11 protein-coding genes and 1 pseudogene are annotated in these 17,527 nt (G+C 68.1%); 9 read left to right on the forward strand and 3 right to left on the reverse strand.

The features are described from left to right. From ACWEPL_RS35395 to ACWEPL_RS35410, 4 genes and pseudogenes are all read left to right on the forward strand, one after another. Positions 1 to 1,571, forward strand: a pseudogene (locus tag ACWEPL_RS35395) (hypothetical protein); the annotation flags it as partial. After that, complete coding sequence (locus ACWEPL_RS35400) at positions 1,568 to 3,211, forward strand: ABC transporter transmembrane domain-containing protein (RefSeq protein WP_452438778.1); 1,644 nt, start codon at positions 1,568 to 1,570, stop codon at positions 3,209 to 3,211. The pseudogene ACWEPL_RS35395 and the gene ACWEPL_RS35400, both read left to right, overlap by 4 nt. After that, positions 3,204 to 4,973 (forward strand): ABC transporter ATP-binding protein, encoded by a 1,770-nt coding sequence (locus ACWEPL_RS35405; protein WP_452438779.1) that lies wholly within the window; start codon positions 3,204 to 3,206, stop codon positions 4,971 to 4,973. Before ACWEPL_RS35400 ends, ACWEPL_RS35405 begins: the two co-directional genes overlap by 8 nt. After that, the gene (locus ACWEPL_RS35410) at positions 4,966 to 7,674 is read left to right on the forward strand and encodes a thiopeptide-type bacteriocin biosynthesis protein (RefSeq protein WP_452438780.1); all 2,709 of its coding nucleotides are present in this window, start codon (positions 4,966 to 4,968) and stop codon (positions 7,672 to 7,674) included. Before ACWEPL_RS35405 ends, ACWEPL_RS35410 begins: the two co-directional genes overlap by 8 nt. A gap of 338 nt (positions 7,675 to 8,012) precedes the next feature. On the opposite strand, the gene ACWEPL_RS35415 is transcribed toward ACWEPL_RS35410, so the two are convergent. The 3 genes from ACWEPL_RS35415 to ACWEPL_RS35425 all read right to left on the reverse strand — a co-directional run bounded on the left by ACWEPL_RS35415 (position 8,013) and on the right by ACWEPL_RS35425 (position 12,159). Then, positions 8,013 to 8,198 (reverse strand): hypothetical protein, encoded by a 186-nt coding sequence (locus ACWEPL_RS35415; RefSeq protein ID WP_449892279.1) that lies wholly within the window; start codon positions 8,196 to 8,198, stop codon positions 8,013 to 8,015. A 228-nt stretch (positions 8,199 to 8,426) separates the two neighbouring features. Next, entirely contained in the window at positions 8,427 to 9,419 is a 993-nt protein-coding gene (locus tag ACWEPL_RS35420) for an AraC family transcriptional regulator (RefSeq protein WP_452438781.1), read from the reverse strand. 451 nt (positions 9,420 to 9,870) lie between these two features. Further along, the gene (locus ACWEPL_RS35425; protein ID WP_452438782.1) at positions 9,871 to 12,159 is read right to left on the reverse strand and encodes a hypothetical protein; all 2,289 of its coding nucleotides are present in this window, start codon (positions 12,157 to 12,159) and stop codon (positions 9,871 to 9,873) included. Positions 12,160 to 12,331: 172 nt separating this feature from the next. Here ACWEPL_RS35425 and ACWEPL_RS35430 point away from each other — a divergent pair, with 172 nt between their 5' ends. The 5 genes from ACWEPL_RS35430 to ACWEPL_RS35450 are packed head-to-tail and all read left to right on the forward strand — an operon-like array spanning position 12,332 to position 17,508. Further along, positions 12,332 to 13,696: an ABC transporter substrate-binding protein gene (locus ACWEPL_RS35430; RefSeq protein ID WP_452438783.1), complete on the forward strand. Its 1,365-nt coding sequence runs from the start codon at positions 12,332 to 12,334 to the stop codon at positions 13,694 to 13,696. Continuing rightward, positions 13,693 to 14,559, forward strand: a complete 867-nt coding sequence (locus tag ACWEPL_RS35435) for a carbohydrate ABC transporter permease (protein ID WP_452438784.1) — start codon at positions 13,693 to 13,695, stop codon at positions 14,557 to 14,559. Before ACWEPL_RS35430 ends, ACWEPL_RS35435 begins: the two co-directional genes overlap by 4 nt. A 38-nt stretch (positions 14,560 to 14,597) precedes the next feature. Next, the gene (locus ACWEPL_RS35440) at positions 14,598 to 15,410 is read left to right on the forward strand and encodes a carbohydrate ABC transporter permease (RefSeq protein ID WP_452438785.1); all 813 of its coding nucleotides are present in this window, start codon (positions 14,598 to 14,600) and stop codon (positions 15,408 to 15,410) included. After that, a complete protein-coding gene (locus tag ACWEPL_RS35445) occupies positions 15,407 to 16,255 on the forward strand; it encodes an NAD-dependent epimerase/dehydratase family protein (RefSeq protein ID WP_452438786.1) in 849 nt (282 codons plus the stop codon). Before ACWEPL_RS35440 ends, ACWEPL_RS35445 begins: the two co-directional genes overlap by 4 nt. Further along, positions 16,252 to 17,508, forward strand: a complete 1,257-nt coding sequence (locus ACWEPL_RS35450) for an enolase C-terminal domain-like protein (protein WP_452438787.1) — start codon at positions 16,252 to 16,254, stop codon at positions 17,506 to 17,508. The genes ACWEPL_RS35445 and ACWEPL_RS35450 overlap by 4 nt, the downstream gene beginning before the upstream one ends. The last annotated feature ends 19 nt before the right edge of the window (positions 17,509 to 17,527 follow it).

A 17,527-nucleotide genomic window follows, 5' to 3' on the forward strand; every position in this document is an offset into this window, starting at 1 on the left:
CGGAAGGTGAGCAGAATCAAAATCGCTACGTGCCGAAATCGATGGTTAACTCTTCGCATATAGCACAACATCGAGCAGGATTGATGGATGATTTCTTGGTGGTTGAGCAGAACCTGCTCGCCGAGCTTGTCCGGGAGATAATGGAGCTGCCTTACGAGGATCTGCCGGACTGGCGGTCGCTTCACCACCGGCTCGCGGGCGTCGACGTCACTCGGGGCCTCTTGGCCGAGCACGAGCTCGACCGAGCCGCGGAGACACTCAGGTCGCTATTGCTGAGACGCGCTCACGCGATGAGCGAGCAGAGATTCCGCTCGCCCGACACGATGCTCCGGACGGTACTGCCCAGCGGGTGCGAGCTCGACCACAGCTATGAACGGAACATGACGGCTTCTCACCTGGAGGCACGGCTGGCTGCTGCCGTGGCGGAGCATGTTCCCACCGGATGGGCGCTGGAGAGCGTGGCTTTCTCCAGCGGAATGGCCGCACTCACCCATGTGCTGCAATCGCTCATTCATATGATGCATCCGACCGAGGCACACCCGTTGAAAATCGCATACTGGGGTGACTACTTCGAAACCGATCTCCTCCTGGAGTATCTTGCGTCTTCCGCCGTCTCTCACGAGAAGATCCCGCCGTCGGCGTTGACGGACCCGGCATCGTTTTCCGGCGCCGACGTCCTCCTTGTCGAGCCGGTTCGTTACAGCCGCACTCTGGATGTTCTGCCGCTGCGGCGGTGGCTGCGCGCCTGGGCGGAAGATCCGGCTCGCCCCCGGGTGGTGATCGCGGATACCACGCTGATCTCCCCGGCCTGGCCGATGCGGCAGGTGCTGGAAGCGATGGCGGGTCGTGACGCTGTCACGTTCATCGAGGTGCGCTCGGCGCTCAAACTCGACCAGCAGGGGCTGGAACTGGCCAATCTCGGCGTCGCCAATGTCCTCCATCACCAAGGGATGGTCGGTGGGGTGCCGCGGGCGGGCGAACTGGCGAAGGTGCTGCGGCTGGTACGTGGGGTGACCGGCGCCGGGCCGAGCGCCGCCGATATCGCGGCGCTGGACGCTCCCTTCCTGTTCCGCCCGGCCTGGCATCGACGGCACGCGGGCCAGGTGTACGCCAACAATCGGTATGTCGCCGAGAGGCTGGCAACGGTCAGCGGCGTGTTCAGCTCGGTGGTTCATCCCTCGCTCGCCTCGGAGAACGACATCATCCGCGACGCCCCGTTCGTCATCATCGAATTGGCCGAGGACAGCGCCGAGGACAGCGTCGCCAACCATGGGTTCGTCCTGGGTGTGCTGCGCCACGCGGCCGCCACCCGAGGAATCCGGCTCGTCCACGGCGCGAGCTTCGGTTTCCGATCGCACCGGTTCGACGCGGTCATCCCGCGTGTCAGCCGGCCGCGCGGTCTGCTCAAATTCGCCGCGGGATCACGAAGGGGACCGTTCCTCGACGCCGCAGCCGACATCCTCGCCGAGATCGGCCGCGTCGCTGGAATGGATGCCCTGCGAGCGCTTTATCCGGACGTGAAGGAGATCCCCCTCCTACCCCCTGAGGCGGATGCCGAGGAGCAGCCGTGAACCACCTTGCGCTGTCGGACCCCATTCGGGAGAACAAGAGGACAGTCGGCCTTCTCGTCGGGCTGGCCATGGTGCAGTGGGGCGCGGAAGCGTTGATCCCATGGTCGCTGGGCAGAATTCTCGCGATTCTGATCGACCCGACCTCCGGCCTTGTGGGCTCGATTGCGCTCCTGGCGACGCTGGCGGCGGTCACCATCGCGGCATCGATCACCCGTTATGTCGTGGCGGCCAAGTTGAAGATCCGGGTGTCATTCGACTTGAAGGCCCGTCTGGGCGATCGGGTCACCAGAGGCGTGCAGGGCTCCACGGGCGAGCTGGGCACCTCGGTCAACTCCGACACCGACGCGATCGGAGGCTTCCCGAATGCCATCGCACGGCTGCTCGGTTCGATCGCCGCGATGGCGGTGATCGCCACGTACCTGCTCGCGGAGTCCCCGGCGCTCGGCGGGGCCGTCCTGCTGGGCGTCGTGCTCGTCTCCCTCCTCACCACAAGGATCGCGGTGCCGCTGGAGGGCCGGCAGCGGGCCCACAGGAAACTCCTCGGCACGCTGAACGAGCTGGGGGTCGACCTCGCGGGAGGGCTGCGGGTGCTCCGTGGTCTCGGGGCGCAGGCCACCTTCGAGGAGCACTACCGAGTCGTGTCGAAGCAGACACTCCGAGCGGGCGTCGCGGTGGGAGGCACCCAAGCGCTGTTGTCGGCCTCCGCTGTCTTCCTGCCGAACCTGCTGCTCATCCTGGTCACCTGGGCCGGCGGACGACTGGCGCTGAGCGGCGAGATCGAACCAGGCGCACTGGTCGCGTTCTGTGCCGCGGCGGTGTTCCTGGTCGAGCCCGTTGGATCGGTCGCAGACTTCGTGAGGACCCGGGCCGGGGCATTGGTCGCGACAGAGAATTACAACGCCTGCCTGGGAGGCCCCGACCGGGAGCAGCTTCCCGTAGACGAACCGGGCGTGCTCACGGGTGAACTGACCACACCTCGCACGGGGATCGTGGTCCGACCGGGAGAGCTGGTCGTCGTCGTTCCCGAATCGCCGGCCGACGAGACGCGGATCGCGGAACACCTGGCGGGGCTGCGAGCCGATGATCCCGCCTGGCGAGCCTCGATCGGCGGCACCGCACTGGCCGAAGCCCCTCGCTCCGACGTACGCAAGACGGTGCTCTATCACGGCGCGCAGCCGTTCCTCTTCTCCGGAACCATCCGTGAGGCCGTCGAATCGACCGGCGGTCTCAGTGATGACGAAGTGCTGGAGGCCCTGCGCACAGCCGTCTGCGACGACCTGCTGACCATGAGCTCCGAAGGCCTGGACCTGACGGTGGGACCGCGTGCACGCAATCTGTCGGGCGGTCAGCGCCAACGGCTGGCCCTCGCCTCCGCTCTCGCACGTCAGAGCCCCTATCTGGTCATGGTACGGCCGACAGAGGCGCTGGACAGCGCCACCGAGCAGGAGGTCGCGTCGCGCCTGCGCTCCTTCCGGCAGAAGTCGGGCACCGTGGTGCTGACCCGGAGCCCGGCGTTCCTGGAGCTCGCCGATCGGGTGCTCTACCTGGAACGCGACCTCGTCAGCGGGACCCACCGTCAGCTGCTGACGACCTGCAAGACCTACCGAGCCGTAGTCGCACGGGAGATCCAGGATGTCTGACGCCACCCTGCCGACAGCCGACAACGCGAGGATCCGCGCCGAAGTCCTGCGGCTGCTGAGGTCCAACCCCGGCACCCTGGGCGCCGTCGTCTGCCTCTATCTTGTGGCGGTGGCCGTCGGGCTGGTACCGCCGATGCTCCTTGGCGATGTCGTCGGCAGCATCGCGCACAGGTCGCCAGGATTTCCCCTTGACCTCGCCGTCGCGGGAATCGCGGCGTGTGTCCTGCTCCAGGGCGTCCTGGTGTTCCTCGCCAGGAAGTCGGCCTTCAGGCTGGGCGAGAGAGTGTTCGCCGACCTGCGCGAGACGTTCGTCAGCCGCGTACTGCGGATGCCGTTGCAGCGGGTCGAGAGCGTGGGAACGGGTGAGATCCTCTCCCGGTCCACCAACGACATGGAGGTCATCCATGAGGTCGTGAGATCCGGGTTGCCGGAGACGGTGGCCGCGCTGCTCACGCTGGTGCTCACGGTCACTGCTTCCTTCGTGGCCAACCCTCTCCTGGGCTGGACGGTGCTGGTCGGTGTTCCGATCATCGTGGTGGCGACCCGCAGGTACGCCAAGCGGCTCCGGAAGGCCTACCAGGACGAACTCGCCGCCCAGTCACGGCTGTCGACCCTGGTGCTGGAGACCGCGCAGGGCGCACAGGTGGTAGAGGCGTTCGACCTTGGCGGCCGGCGTGGTCGACTGATCGCTTCCGGCGTGGCCGAGGCCAGGGAAGCTTCTGTCACCCCTGTTGATCTGTCGGCCCGGTGGTTTCCCCTCGTACAGATCGGCTATTTCCTGCCCTTGGTCGTCACCGCCGGCGTCGGGGCGTGGATGGTCGGCATCGGGCTGGCGGACGTCGGTGAGGTGACAACCGTTGTCCTCTACACGCAAGCCCTGATCGGGCCGCTCGACGACCTCGCCGACTGGTTCGACGAGTTTCAGAGCGGCTCAGCCGGGCTGGCCAGAATCGTCGGAGTGCCCGAGACGCCGTGGGAGATCGAGAAGTCCGGCCCCGAACCGGTCGACCGATCGGTAGTGGTGGAAGGCGTGACCTTCGCGTACAAGCCGGGCCATCCCGTGGTCGAAGACGCCCACCTGCACATCGAACACGGCACGAGAACGGCCATCGTGGGCCCGTCGGGGGCAGGCAAAACCACCCTGGCTCTGCTCATGGCCGGAGTCCAGCCCGCGTCACAGGGACGCATACTTGTCGGCGGCACCGACATCGCCAGTTTTCCGCCAAACGTTCTGCGCCGTCACGTCGCGCTGGTCACTCAGGAGGACCACGTCTTCAAACGGAGCGCCGCGGCCAACCTACGCCTGTTCATGCCTGCAGCCACCGACGAGCAGGTGACCGCCGCTTTGGAGGCCACCGGCGCGATGTCCTGGATCTCGCAGTTGGACGGAGGCATCGACGCCGAGCTGGGAGAAGAGGCGTATGTCCCGACTCCAGCGGAGTCGCAGCAACTCGCCTTGGCTCGAATCCTGCTGAATCCCCCGGCGATCCTCATTCTCGACGAGGCCACCTCCGCGCTCCCCAGAACGACGCAGCGGCGGCTGGACGACGTGCTCCGCCGCTCACTTCATGGCCACACGGTCATCCAGATCGCTCACAAGCTGGACACGGCCGCCCAGGCGGACCTGATCATCGCCATGTCGGGCGGCCGTATCGCTGAAGTGGGCTCCCATGACGAGCTGCTCCGCCGCGACGACATTTACGCAAGGCTGTGGCGTGTCTGGGACACCGGCAGCAGCCTGGAGCACACGCCGAATGCCTGAGCGGGAAGCGTGGTCGGCGCTGCCGCTCGTGATGGTCCGCATGCCCGTCCTGCCGTACGACCTGCCGGACCACAGTCACGAGGGGGATCCCATCATCCGGCTGTGGTCGAACGCCGTCCTGGCCGAGGCTGTCTGGGTGGCCAACCCGCGCTTCGCGAGCCGCCTGGATCTCTATGCGTCGGGAGCCTGGCAGCCTGATCCCGAGGCCCGGCAGCGCATGCAGCGGACCTTCCTCAAGTACGTCAACCGTATGAGCCATCGTCCCACGCCCTTCGGTCTGTTCGCCGCCACGGGCTTCACCACCTGGGGCGCGGACCAGGGGGAGATCCGCCCACGCGCCTTCACCAAGAGGGTCAGGTTGGACGCCACCGTGGCGTGCCGTCTCGCTGACAGCACCGCTGCCACGGTCGAGGTGAACCCGAGCCGGCGGGTGACCGCTCGGCGGATCCTGTTCGCACCGCCCGGTAACAACGTGACCATGCGTTCGGTACGACGGCTGCCCGTCGTCGACACGATCTGCGACTTCTGCACCGAGCCACGTGACATCGACTCTGTTGCCGAACTGGTTCACATCACGGACCCGGGGATCCTCGATCCTCGCGCTTTTGTCGGCCGGCTGCGGGAGGCCGGGTTGCTGGTGAGCTCTGCACGTCGACCTGCGCCACATGAGTTGGGCTATCGGGTTCCCCTGCTGCGTCAGCTCGAGCAATATCCTCTCGGGGAGGGGATCGACGCGGTCAAGAAGGCGACTGAGGTCTTTGAGTGGCGGGATGCCCGCGCGTGCCTGGCCATCGATCTGGCCATGTCCGTGGACGGCCGAGCGCCGAACGCCCTGAAGCACGCCCTGCTCGCGGCCATGCCGATCCTCCTGCGATTGGCCATGGCGCAAGAGCCGGACCGGTGGATCGCCGACTTCGCAGAGAGGTTCGAACGACGTTCCGGGCATGAGGAGGTCCCCCTTGAGCGAGTGCTGGACGAGGAACGGCCACCGGCACCAGGCGTGGCCGATTCCCCGCGGCTGACAGCGCTCCGGGCTGCCCTGATCCGGCGTGCGGCAGCGAACAGGGTCTCGATCGTTCCGGAGGACGTCGCCACCCTGCCTGTGCTGAGCCGGGCTGCCGTGTCGTACGACGTCTTCGTCCAACGAACCAAGACTGGCGATCCACGGGACCCGGGCTGGGTGCTGGGGCCACGAGGATTGGCCGGCCCCGGCGGCCGGGCCTTTTCACGCTTCGCCGGACTGGACCCGCGGGTAGAGGAACATGTCGCGGCGGCGGTGCGTCGTGAGGGCTCGGAGGCGCTTTTCCTGGCCATCGACTATTGGCAGGACGCTTTGCGCAACCTCGCCACCGGCTGTTCTCCCTACGAAGGGCTGCTCGCCTGGTCGTCGGCTCCCTCAACCGCGGAACGGCCCGTGACACGACCCGCCGACCTGGCGGTCGGTGTCTCGGATGGCGTGCCGTACCTGCGGTCGCGGACTGACGGGCGCAAGGTCGTCGCACGTACCCACCACCTGGCCAATACCGGCGATGCGCCCCCACTACTGGATTTCGCCCATCGGGTGTCCACCTTCGGCACTGCCGTACCCGGCTGGGACTGGGGCGCCCTGCCCGCGACGAACAGTGCACTGCCGCGGGTGGAGATCGGCGATCTGATCATCTCCCCGGCCAGGTGGCGGATCGACGCAGCGCTCGGCGGTCCGGCGATGCCCAGGTACGTGCATGTCGGGGAAGGCGATACCCGGCTTCTGCTCGACCTTGAAAACCCCCTGCACCGGGACCTCCTCGCGGACGAAAGGCGCCGTGGACGCGAATGGGTCGAGGAGTCCTTTGTCAGCGAGATGGCTGACCGCCCCGTCGAATTCGTCGCCACCATGGTCAACACGGAACATCCCCGCATACCGGCGGACGTCTCCCAGGTGACCGAGCCGGTCGTGCACCTTCCTGGCGACCGGTGGTGGGCCTTCCACATCGTCGCTGATCCCGATGATGAGGACGAGGTGATCCGTGTCCTCGGTAACCATCTTGAGCGCCGGAAGGCGCAGTGGTTCTTCGTCCGGTACGACGATCCCGTCCGGCATCTCCGAATCAGGATCCGGAGCGAAGACACGAATGTCATCGAAATGAGTCAGGTGCTTCGGGTACTGGCCGGAAAGGACCTCGTGACCACCTTCTCCATTGAGCCCTACCGCCCGGAGACCCGCCGATATGGGGGTGCTGAAGGCCTGGCCGCCTGCGAACGCTCCTTCTGCGAAGACAGCAGATCCGCACTCGCCTGCCTCCGGCCGCTCCGGCAGTCACAACAGGACAGGGCCCTGCTGGCGGCCGCCTTGACCCATCTCTATCTCGGCTCTTTGCGCGCTCCTGCTGATGTCGTCACTGAGGTGCTGACCCGTATGAGCGCGGGGCTGCCGGCTCGGAAGGTGTCACGACGACGTGCGCATGAGGCCCGCAAGGCGCTCATGAACTTGCTGACGGAGGGGCAAGCGCCCTGGCTCACGCACATTCGAGGGTTGTACGAAACCCGCACGGCGGACAGCCTCTCAGATTTGGCCGACAATATCGGCGTGGTCCGCAGCCTGACCCATATGCATCTGAACAGACGCGGCATAATGCCGGCCGATGAGCAAGTGGGAGCGCTGTGGCTGCTGGAGACCCAGCGACGGTTTTCGGGCCGCCGATTGCGTTGGGGTCGTCGGTGATGTGCTGGAGGTTCCTCCAGCGGCCCGGACGGCGGCCCCGACGGCGCAAGGCGTGCCAGGCGGCTGAGGTTCCGCAGGCCACCTGGCACCGCAAGAGCCGCCAAAGCCCAGCTCAGGTCCGCCCGGTCAGGGCGCCGAACCGGACCTGTCGTACGCCGCCTTCAACCGTGCCTACTGTGAGCGAGCCCGCAGCGGACGGCTGCGGCACGGCGTGCCGGTACCGCTGACCGAGGCCGGAATCTGGCGGGCTGACCAACTCGAGCTGCGTGAGCGCGGCGAGCCGTGGGGTTCGCCGGCCGTCATCCCTGGTCGGCGACCGGAGCTTCGCTGTTGCCTATTCAGAAATCCCGGTTCCCGACCGAGAAATCGCGGTTCCCGGCTGAGAAGTCGCGGTTCCCGACCGAGAAATCGCGGTTGCCGACTGAGAAGTCGCGGTTCTCGGCGCTCGCCGGAGCGGCAGCGAACGCGAGTCCAGCCCCGGTGAACGCCAAAGTCGCGGCCAGGGCGAGAACGCTCTTGCGCACTTTTCCTCCTGATGCTCGTGTCTCTCGGTCTCCTGCAGTGGATCGTACGGAGAGGTGGAATGCCGGACTATCCGGTAAGCGAACGGCCTGCGGCGCGATCCGGATACCGGACGATCGTCATCGCGCGGAGCCCGCGCGAACAGTGGCGAGCACCAGGACCTCATGGCGGACGACGCCCTCACCCTTCAACCGGTCGGACGCGTCTCGCAGCCTCAAGCGTCGCCTTCACTATCGTCCTCGACGTGTGACGGAGGGCGCGTGACCGTAGGTCTGGCGGTAGAGGGAGGCGAACCGGCTCAGATGCACGAAACCCCAGCGGAGCGCCACCTCTGTAACAGTGGTCTGGCTGCCTGTCGCTGCGATGTGGACAAGATCGGCGTGCGCCCGGGCCAGCCGTACATTGCGCAGATAGGCCATGGGTGTTGTCTGCAGGTGTTCGCGGAAGCCCGCCTGAAGGGTACGGACGCTCACCCTGGCCGCAGTGGCGATGTCTCCTAGAGTGATCGGCTCAGCGGCGTGTTCTTCGCAGAAGTGGCGTGCGCGTCGAAGCGCTGCGGAGGTCGACGGGGCACTGGGCCCGTCGAGGTCGGCAGAGTAGGTATGGGGCTGTGAGCCGAGCATGGTGTGCAGCAAAAACTGCTCGAAATGGTGTTCGGCGAGAGATGAGGCTGCAAAGGGGAACGGCATTCCTGCCGTAGCGGGAAGGGAAAGTGCGGTGAGTGCTCGACCCAGAGGGCTCTCATCGACGACTTGCGGCTCGAAGTGCATATCTTTTTTCGGGGCGTCACCGAGCCGATCCTCAAGGAGGCGATCGACAAGCACCTCAGGAATCTGGATGATCATGACATCGTGATCGACGCTCCAGTTCATGTCGATGCGCTGCCGAGGGCCGATGATGGTAAGTGGTGCGGCAACGTCCTGGCGCCCGACCGTCAATCTTCCACCACCGGTCAACGGCACGTGAATGTTGTAGAAGTCGGGCAGCGCTGGTACTTCGACCCGGATTTCGGCCCCGTACGCCAGTGTGTGCAGGACGATGTTCCCGCGGTGCAGAAGCCTGTACCGGCCACCGTTCGAATGGCTTTTGATGACCTTGAGACCGTGCGGCGAGAAGTTCTGCGAGACCTGCGCTCGCATTTCCTCCACGTCGCCTTTGAATATCAAGGCCGGTGCCGATGGACTCGGGAGGCTTCCCAAGCTCTGTGATCTCAATTCATTCATGGTCTTGATCCCCCAGCTCCCGTGGCTGGACCTACCCAATTGGCCGGACAGAGGTGTGTCAAGCGATCTCGCCCGCAGGAGAGGAGCGACTCGGTCTCAGAGGAACCGCCCGTGTCGCCTCGCTCGGAAGGGCGGGTCCGCCGCGCGGTGGAGACAGCGTGTCCGGCCCTGATCGCGGACGTCGTGCACATCCTGCGTCGATTTCCGCCTCACGGTATGAGGCGCGGATGAGCCTAGCGACGCGCAGCGGCAGGCAATATCCACGTTACGACTGATCCACTGCGCGTTCGGGATGGATTCCGTCCAGTTTCTCGCAGGAGTTCAAGGAAGAAGCCGTCCGCATGGGGCTGGACGGTCGCGTCGGTGGCGCGGGAGTTCGGGATCAACGGCACAGGCGCAGGTCGCGGATGGCCGGCGCTCTCTGCACCCCAGGGCAGGGGAGAGTTCGGCCTCAGGGCAGTTGGTCAGGGGTCGCCGTCAGACCGAAGTAGATACGCGGGGCGCCGTCCAGCCGGACCTTGACCTTGCCTTCGCGGGCGGTGAGCCGTCGTTCCCTGCCGATGCAGTCGAGCTCCCTCACCGAGCTCCCGGCGGCGGCCACCTTCAGGTCCGTCTTGGTCGGCCAGCCGTCCACCCACGGTTCCGGTGCGGCGAACCAGGTGGAGCCCGGCGCGTGGTCGGTGTTGAGCAGGTATCCGTCCTTCCTGCTCCACAGGATCGAGACGGGTCCGTCCGGCGTGCTGAACAGCAGTCCCTTCAGGTCGGGGTCGGCCAGCTCCAACCAGCGTACGAACGTCGCCCTGTCCAGCACCTGCGCGGCCGTGGCGTAGGCGAGCATGGACGGCTTGGCGCTGGTGTCGCGGTTCATGAGCCCGTAGTGGTACTCGGGGTTGGCCGGGTCGGCCATCTGCGGCTTGCCGAGGACGCTGTCGTGCAGCTGGTACCAGTTCACGCAGCGCACCCCCTCGGCCTTGGCCAGCGCCAGGGTGAGCAGGACGTTCTCCGCGGCCTGCCGGTAGGTGTCGTGCCACCAGCTGTTCGGCTTCGTGCAGGCGTAGGCCTCGGTCAGCCACAACTCCTTGTGCCCGTACTCCGCGATCATCTCGCGGGCCTTGCGCAGGCCGCCGAGGAAGTTCCAGTAGGAGCCGTTGCTGCCCTGCGTCCATTCCTCAGGAGGCGGCGCGTAGTCCGGCGTGAAGTTGCCCCTGCCCGGGTGGAAGGCGAACCCGTCGATGAGGTCCCAGCCGCCGGCGTCGTGGAAGTTCTTGGTCCAGACGTGATCCATGCCGGCCAGGCCGGCGTTGAGCACCTTGGTGGGCGCTCCCGCGGCGGTCAGCCGGTCGCGTACCGGGCGCAGTCCGTCCCGCACGTAGGCGGCGGCGGTCTCGCCGCTCATCCAAGGCTTGTTCACCTCGTTGGCGACCTCGAAGTAGCCGGCACCCGACCCGATCGCCTTCTGCGTGTTCGCGTCGGCCCAGGCGGCGACCTCGGCGGCCGTTCCGCCCAGGGGGATCCCGGCGAGCTCGATGTTGTGACTGATCCCCGCCGCGTCGAGGGTGGCGGGCGGGAGACCCGGCCCGCCGTCGTAGGAGATGCGGACACGCTGGATGCCCAGGCGTTGCATCAGTCCCACGACGGCGGCGGTGTCGGGCTTGAGCAGCCAGGGGTAGTTGGCGATGCCGAACATGCTGTCGGCGCCCGCCTGGTAGGTGTGCGGCGGCAGGACGGCGAGGTTGGTGCGGGCGAACGCGCTGTCGGTGCCCGCGGTGGCGCTCACCTCGGTGAACACGATCCCGCGGGGTGGCGAGGTGACGGTGAAGGTCTGTTTCCACGCGGCTCCCGCCGCGACCGTGCCGGTCACGCTGCCGCTGGCCAGCGTCTTGCCGTCGAAGTCGCGCGCCCACCACGACAGCTTGACGTTGCGGGCGGCCTTCCCCCCGTTGGCGACCTCCGCGTGCAGGGCCATCGGCCGGCCGCCGGCGTCCCAGAGGGAGAAGGGCTGGTCCGTCCAGACCTCCACGCCGAGGGGAAGGCCCGCGCCCATGGTGCCGCCAGCCGCGGGCCGCATCGAGCCGAGCACCAGGTCGGCCTCCGTCACGGCCGCGCTCGCGGTCCCGGTGCCCGGCGCGTGGATCCAGGTGGCGTTGGTCCAGGCAGGGGTGGTGGTGGCCAGCCGGAAGTAGGCGCGGGTGTCGGCCCAGGTCTCCTGGTAGACGACCCCGGCATTGCTTTCGTACGGCACTCCTCCCCCGGCGTCGCGGTTCCACGTCGTCAGCGCGGCGAAGGACTCGGGCGCCGAGGGAGAGACGACGGTGCGGCCGAGCATGAAACCGGCAGGGATCAGCGTGGTCGAGCCGCCGACCTCCCAGCGGAGCTTCGCGCGGTGCGGCGCGACGCTGAAGACGCCGCGGACGGTGATTCCGGCGGCCGTGCCGGGGAGCGTGTAGTCGACCTGGATGGCCTGCGTGCCGTCCTGGAGCGTGATGAGCGACGGCGTTCCGCCGGTGGTGCGCTGGATGCCGGTGACGGAGTCCTTGGCCATGAACCCGGTGAGCCTGACCCGCTCGACGCCACCGCCGTCGCGGACGGTGATGCCGCCGTCGGTGGCCGCGGTCAGCGTGATGCCGTCGGCGGAGATCGAAGGGGTGTCGGCCTGGGCTTGTGCCGCGGGAACCAGCGCCCCTGCGAGTCCGGCCGCTACGGCTCCGCCGAGGAAACGGCGTCGGGGAATGTCGGACATGAAGATCTCTTCCCTGTCGACCTAATGCGGATTAGGAAGAGGTGTACTCCGGCCGGAACGAGAGTGTCAAGGGTGATTTGTGTGCATCACGTAATCTGCCGGTAACGCCTTGACACACCCTCCTAATGCGGATTAGATGCCACCTAATCCGCATTAACCCAGAGGAGTAGCCATGGATGTGCCAGCCCCCAGAAGGTGGATGGCGGGGGCGCTCGTGCTCGCCGCCGCGACGGCGGGCTGCTCGTCCGGCTCGTCGGGTGAGGACTCGGGCAAGACCACGATCACCGTGGCGGGCATGCCTCCCACGACCGCCGCGAAGACCCGCACGCAGTTCCTCGACGCGGTCGCCGCGTTCGAGAAGGCCAACCCCACCATCAAGATCAAGCCGACCGACACGCAGTGGGACGCCAGGACGTTCGCGACCAGGCTGGCCGGCGGAAACGCGGAGACGGTGCTGACCGTGCCGCTCACCGAGCCGCCGGGGCTCATCGCCCGGCGCCAGGTCGCCGACCTCAGCGCCGAGATCAAGAGCCTGCCGCACGCGGGAGACTTCGACCCCCGCGCGCTGGCTCCCGCGACCGGCGCGGACGGCAAGGTCTACGGCCTGCCCGTCACCGAGTACGCGCTGGGCCTGGTCTACAACCGCGCCCTGTTCACGAAGGCGGGGCTCGACCCGGACCGGCCACCCGCCACGTGGGACGAGGTCAGGGCGGCGGCCAAGAAGATCGCCGGGACGGGAGCCGCGGGATACACGCAGATGACGGTCAAGAACACCGGCGGCTGGATCCTGACCGCGATGACCTACTCCTTCGGCGGGCGGATGGAGAAGCAGGAGGGCGACAGGTACGTGCCCGCGCTCCTGGACGGCCCGGCGGAGCAGGCGCTCCGGCACCTGTCCACGATGCGGTGGCAGGACGACTCCATGGGCGCCAACCAACTGCGCACCCAGCAGGACGCGGAGCGCGACTTCGCCGCCGGCAAGATCGGCATGATGATCGGCACCGTCAACAGCTACAGCCGCTACACCACCCTCTACTCCGGCAAGCCGGACGACTTCGGCATCGCGGCGCTGCCGCAGCAGGGCGGCGGCAAGGCGACACTGCTGGGCGGGCTGGTCGCGGCCGTCAACGCCAAAGCCACGGCCGCGCAGCGAGCCGCCGCGGTGAAGTGGATCGACTTCTACTACCTCAAACCCAACTACGACCCGGCGGCCGCCGAGCAGCTGGCCGTGGCCAACGCCGCGGACAAACTGGCCGTCGGCCTGCCCACGCTCCCGTTCTACGGCACGTCGGTGTCAGGCCCGGTGAACGCCGCGATCGCCAAGCACGGCAACATCCCGGTGTCGAACTTCGCGCCCTACGTCAAGGACACCGACAAGCTGGAGTACGTCGTCGAACCCCCCGTCGCCGCCCAGGACCTGTACGGCGCACTCGACACCGCCGTGCAGGCCGTTCTGACCCGCGAGGACGCCGACCCGCGCGACGAGCTGACCAAGGCGGCGGCACGGGTCGCGCCGCTGCTTGAGAAAGCCCAGTGACCCGGGGCAAAGGCGTCGCGGCCGCGCTGTTCCTCATCCCGACGGTGCTGGTCTTCGGCCTGTTCTCGTGGTGGCCGATCATCCGCAGCGTGGTGCTCGGATTCCAGCAGACCAACCTGGTCGAGGCGGCGACCTTCGCGGGCCTGGACAATTTCCGCACCCTGCTCGCCGACCCCCTGCTGGGCACGGCGGTGCGCAACACCCTGCTGTTCACCGGCCTGGCCCTGCTGATCGGCTTTCCGCTGCCGATCCTCCTGGCGGTGCTGATGTCGGAGCTGCGGCGCGGCTCCGGGCTGATGCGGGTGCTGGTCTACCTGCCGGTGGTGGTGCCGCCGGTGGTGGCCGTGCTGATGTGGAAGTGGTTCTACGACCCGGACTCCGGCCTGTTCAACCAACTGCTCGGGCTGGTCGGGCTGGGACCGTACCCCTGGTTGCAGTCCACGGGCATGGCGATGCCGAGCCTGATCCTGGAGGCCACCTGGGCGGGCGCCGGCGGCGTCGTGCTCATCTACCTGGCCGCGCTGTCCAGCGTGCCGACCGAGCTGTACGAGGCGGCCGAGCTGGACGGGGCGTCGGTGTGGCGCAGGTTGTGGCATGTGACGCTGCCGCAACTCCGGCCCATCCTGCTGATCATGCTCCTGCTCCAGGTGATCAACACCTTCCAGGTGTTCACCGAGCCGTTCGTGCTGACCGACGGCGGGCCGGAGGACTCGACGGTCACGGTGCTGCTACTGATCTACAGGTACGCGTTCGTCAACGGCGACTACGGCACGGCGGCGGCGTTGAGCGTGAGCCTGGCCGTGGTGCTGGCGGTGCTGTCCGCCGTGTACCTGCGGCTCACCAGAGCTTGGGGGACGAAGTGAGGGGAGTGATCTCCGACACCGAACGGCGTGGGCGCGGGATGCGCCTCGGACTGGGCACCACCCAGGTGCTGCTCATCGTGGCCCTGCTCCTGGAGGGCGCCGGGCCGATCTACTGGATCTTCAAGGGCGCGATCTCCTCCACCCAGGAGTCGCTACGCCGTCCGCTGGCCCTGTGGCCGGCGGACGTGCGATGGTCGAACCTGGCGGAGGCGTGGACGACCCTGGAGGTCGGCCACTACCTGACGAACACCGTCGTACTCGTCGGCGGCTCCTGGTTCACGCAGCTGTTCGTCGCGACGACAGGCGCCTACGCGCTGTCGGTCCTGCGACCCTCCTACGGCAGGTACGTCTACGGCGCGGTCCTGGCGACGCTGTTCCTGCCCGGCACCGTCTCGATGGTCTCGCTGTACCTGACCGTCCTGGACCTGTCCATCGCCAACACCCCGCTGTCGGTGTGGTTGCCCGCCGGGGCGCACGCCTTCAACGTCCTGCTGGTCAAGCAGTTCTTCGACGGCATACCCAAGGAGTTGTTCGAGGCGGCGCGCCTCGACGGCGCGGGACCATGGCGGATCTTCACCCGGGTGGTGCTGCCGATGTCGCGTCCGATCCTGGCCGTGGTATCACTGCTGGCTGTCATGAACGCGTGGAAGGACTTCCTCTGGCCCATGATCGCCATCACCGACACCGAGAGCCAGCCGCTGGCGGTGGCCCTGCCCCGGCTGGCGGACACCTCGGACCAGGCCCTGCTCATCGCCGGGATGCTGATCGCGATCATCCCGCCCGTCCTGGTGTTCCTGCTGTTCCAGCGGCAGATCATCCGGGGCATCGCCTTCACGGGGCTGAAGGGATGAGGGTCCTGGTCACCGGTGCGGCCGGCCGCCTCGGCTCCGCCGTACTGGCAGAGCTCGCGTCGCGGGACATCGCCGTGACCGCGCTCGTCGCGCAGGACCCCGGCCCGCTGGCGGCGGAGCGGGTCGTCGTGGGCGACGCCCGCGACCCGGCCGCCGTCCGCGCGGCACTCGAAGGGGCCGACGCCGTCATTCACACGGCGGCGCTGGCCTCGCCCGAGGTGGCGGCGCCCGAGGTGGTGTTCTCGGCCAACACGCAGGCGACGTTCGTGGTGCTGAACGAGGCGGGAGAGCAGGGGGTACGGCGGGCCGTGATCGCCGGCAGCCTGTCGGTCACCGGCCTGCCGTTCGCCAGGTCGCGGCCGAGCCCGCCGTACCTGCCGCTGGACGAGCGGGTGCCGTTGCAGATCGAGGACCCGTACGCGCTGTCCAAGCAGGTGGACGAGGCGACGGCGGCGATGATGCACCGGCGGCACGGCATGACCGTGGCCGCGCTGCGCTTCCCCTTCCTCGGCGACCAGGCCAGGCTCGCCGCGCGCGCGGAGCGGCTGGCCGGGGATCCCGCGGCCGGGGCCGCGGAGGTGTGGAGCTACCTCGACCTGCGCGACGCCGCGCGTGCCTGCCTGCTCGGGCTGACGGCCCCGCTGCACGGCGCGCCGGTCATCTTCGTCGCCGCGGACGAGACGCTCGTGGAGAGCCCGACCGAGGAGTTGCTCGCGGCGCACCACCCCGGCGTGCCGTGCCGTACGGCATTGCCCGGCAGGACCGTGGCCATCGATCTCGGGCCGGCCAGGCGACTGCTGGGATTCACTGCTCGGCATCCGTTCCCAGAGGAGCGACAATCATGATCATGCCGGAGACGCAGGCGCCGTGGCAGGCCAGGGACGGGCTGCGCATCACCGGTGTGCGCGCGATCGTCACCGCTCCAGGCGGGGTTCCGCTCGTCGTCGTGCGGATCGACACCTCGGAACCCGGGTTGTACGGCCTGGGCTGCGCCACCTTCACCCAGCGCTTCCACGCCGTGGTCGCCGCGATCGAGCGGCACCTCGCTCCCATGGTCATCGGCCGGCACCCGGCCGACATCGAGGACATCGGCCGGATGCTGCACTACTCGTCGTACTGGCGGGGCGGGCCTGTGCACAACAACGCGCTGTCCGGCATCGACCAGGCGTTGTGGGACATCGCGGGCAAACGTTTCGGCGTGCCGGTGTACGAGCTGCTGGGCGGGCGGGTCAGGGCGGCCGCCGCCGTCTACACCGGGGCTCGCGGTGGCGAGGTCGAGGAGTCGATCGAGCGGGCCGCCGCGCTCGCCGAGCAGGGCTACCGTTACGTGCGGCTGCAGGCGGGCGGGCCGGGGCTCGGCACGTACGGCGGCGTCGGCACGCCCGGCGGGTATCCGGGCAGCCCTCATCCCGACGGCTGGGACGTCGGCCACTACCTGCGGAGCACGCCGAAGTTGTTCGAGCGTGCCCGCGAGGTCCTCGGCGAGGAGCTCGGCCTGCTGCACGACGCGCACAACCGGCTCACGCCGAAGGAGGCCGTGGCGCTCGCGCGGTCGCTGGAGCCGTACCGGCTGTTCTTCCTGGAGGACCCGCTCGCACCCGAGCACTTCGACCGGCTGCCCGAGGTGCGGGCGGCCGCGCCGATGCCGATCGCCTCCGGCGAGCTGGTCTCCTCGGTGACCGACGCGGCGCGCCTCATCACCTCCGGCGGCGTCGACTACCTGCGCCTGCACGTCTCGGCCGTCGGCGGGCTGACGCCCGTGCGCAAGCTCGCCGCGCTGTGCGAGCTGACCGGGGTGCGGACGGCCTGGCACGGGCCGCCCGACGTGTCACCGGTGGGCGCGGCGGCCAACGTCACGCTCGACGTCACCAGCCCCGCGTTCGGGATCCAGGAGGCGCATGTCTACCCGGAGACCGTGCACGAGGTGTTCCCGGGAACATTGAGGACGGTGAACGGCTACATCGCCCCCTCTGATCGACCCGGCTGGGGCGTCGACCTCGACGAGAACGCCGCCAGGCGATACCCACCGGAAACGCACCTGCACGAGCGGTGGGCCGCGCGGGTGCGCAGGCCCGACGGCGGGATCGAGGCTCCGTGATCTACTACTTCTTGGGGGA

The organism is Nonomuraea sp. NPDC004186, assembly GCF_053603495.1.

Bases quoted from the DNA above. Each gene is read 5' to 3' on its own strand.
- ACWEPL_RS35405 (WP_452438779.1), top strand. From the start codon at position 3,204: ATGTCTGACGCCACCCTGCCGACAGCCGACAACGCGAGGATCCGCGCC.
- ACWEPL_RS35410 (WP_452438780.1), top strand. From the start codon at position 4,966: ATGCCTGAGCGGGAAGCGTGGTCGGCGCTGCCGCTCGTGATGGTCCGC.
- ACWEPL_RS35420 (WP_452438781.1), bottom strand. From the start codon at position 9,419: ATGAATGAATTGAGATCACAGAGCTTGGGAAGCCTCCCGAGTCCATCG.
- ACWEPL_RS35425 (WP_452438782.1), bottom strand. From the start codon at position 12,159: ATGTCCGACATTCCCCGACGCCGTTTCCTCGGCGGAGCCGTAGCGGCC.
- ACWEPL_RS35430 (WP_452438783.1), top strand. From the start codon at position 12,332: ATGGATGTGCCAGCCCCCAGAAGGTGGATGGCGGGGGCGCTCGTGCTC.
- ACWEPL_RS35440 (WP_452438785.1), top strand. From the start codon at position 14,598: ATGCGCCTCGGACTGGGCACCACCCAGGTGCTGCTCATCGTGGCCCTG.
- ACWEPL_RS35445 (WP_452438786.1), top strand. From the start codon at position 15,407: ATGAGGGTCCTGGTCACCGGTGCGGCCGGCCGCCTCGGCTCCGCCGTA.
- ACWEPL_RS35450 (WP_452438787.1), top strand. From the start codon at position 16,252: ATGATCATGCCGGAGACGCAGGCGCCGTGGCAGGCCAGGGACGGGCTG.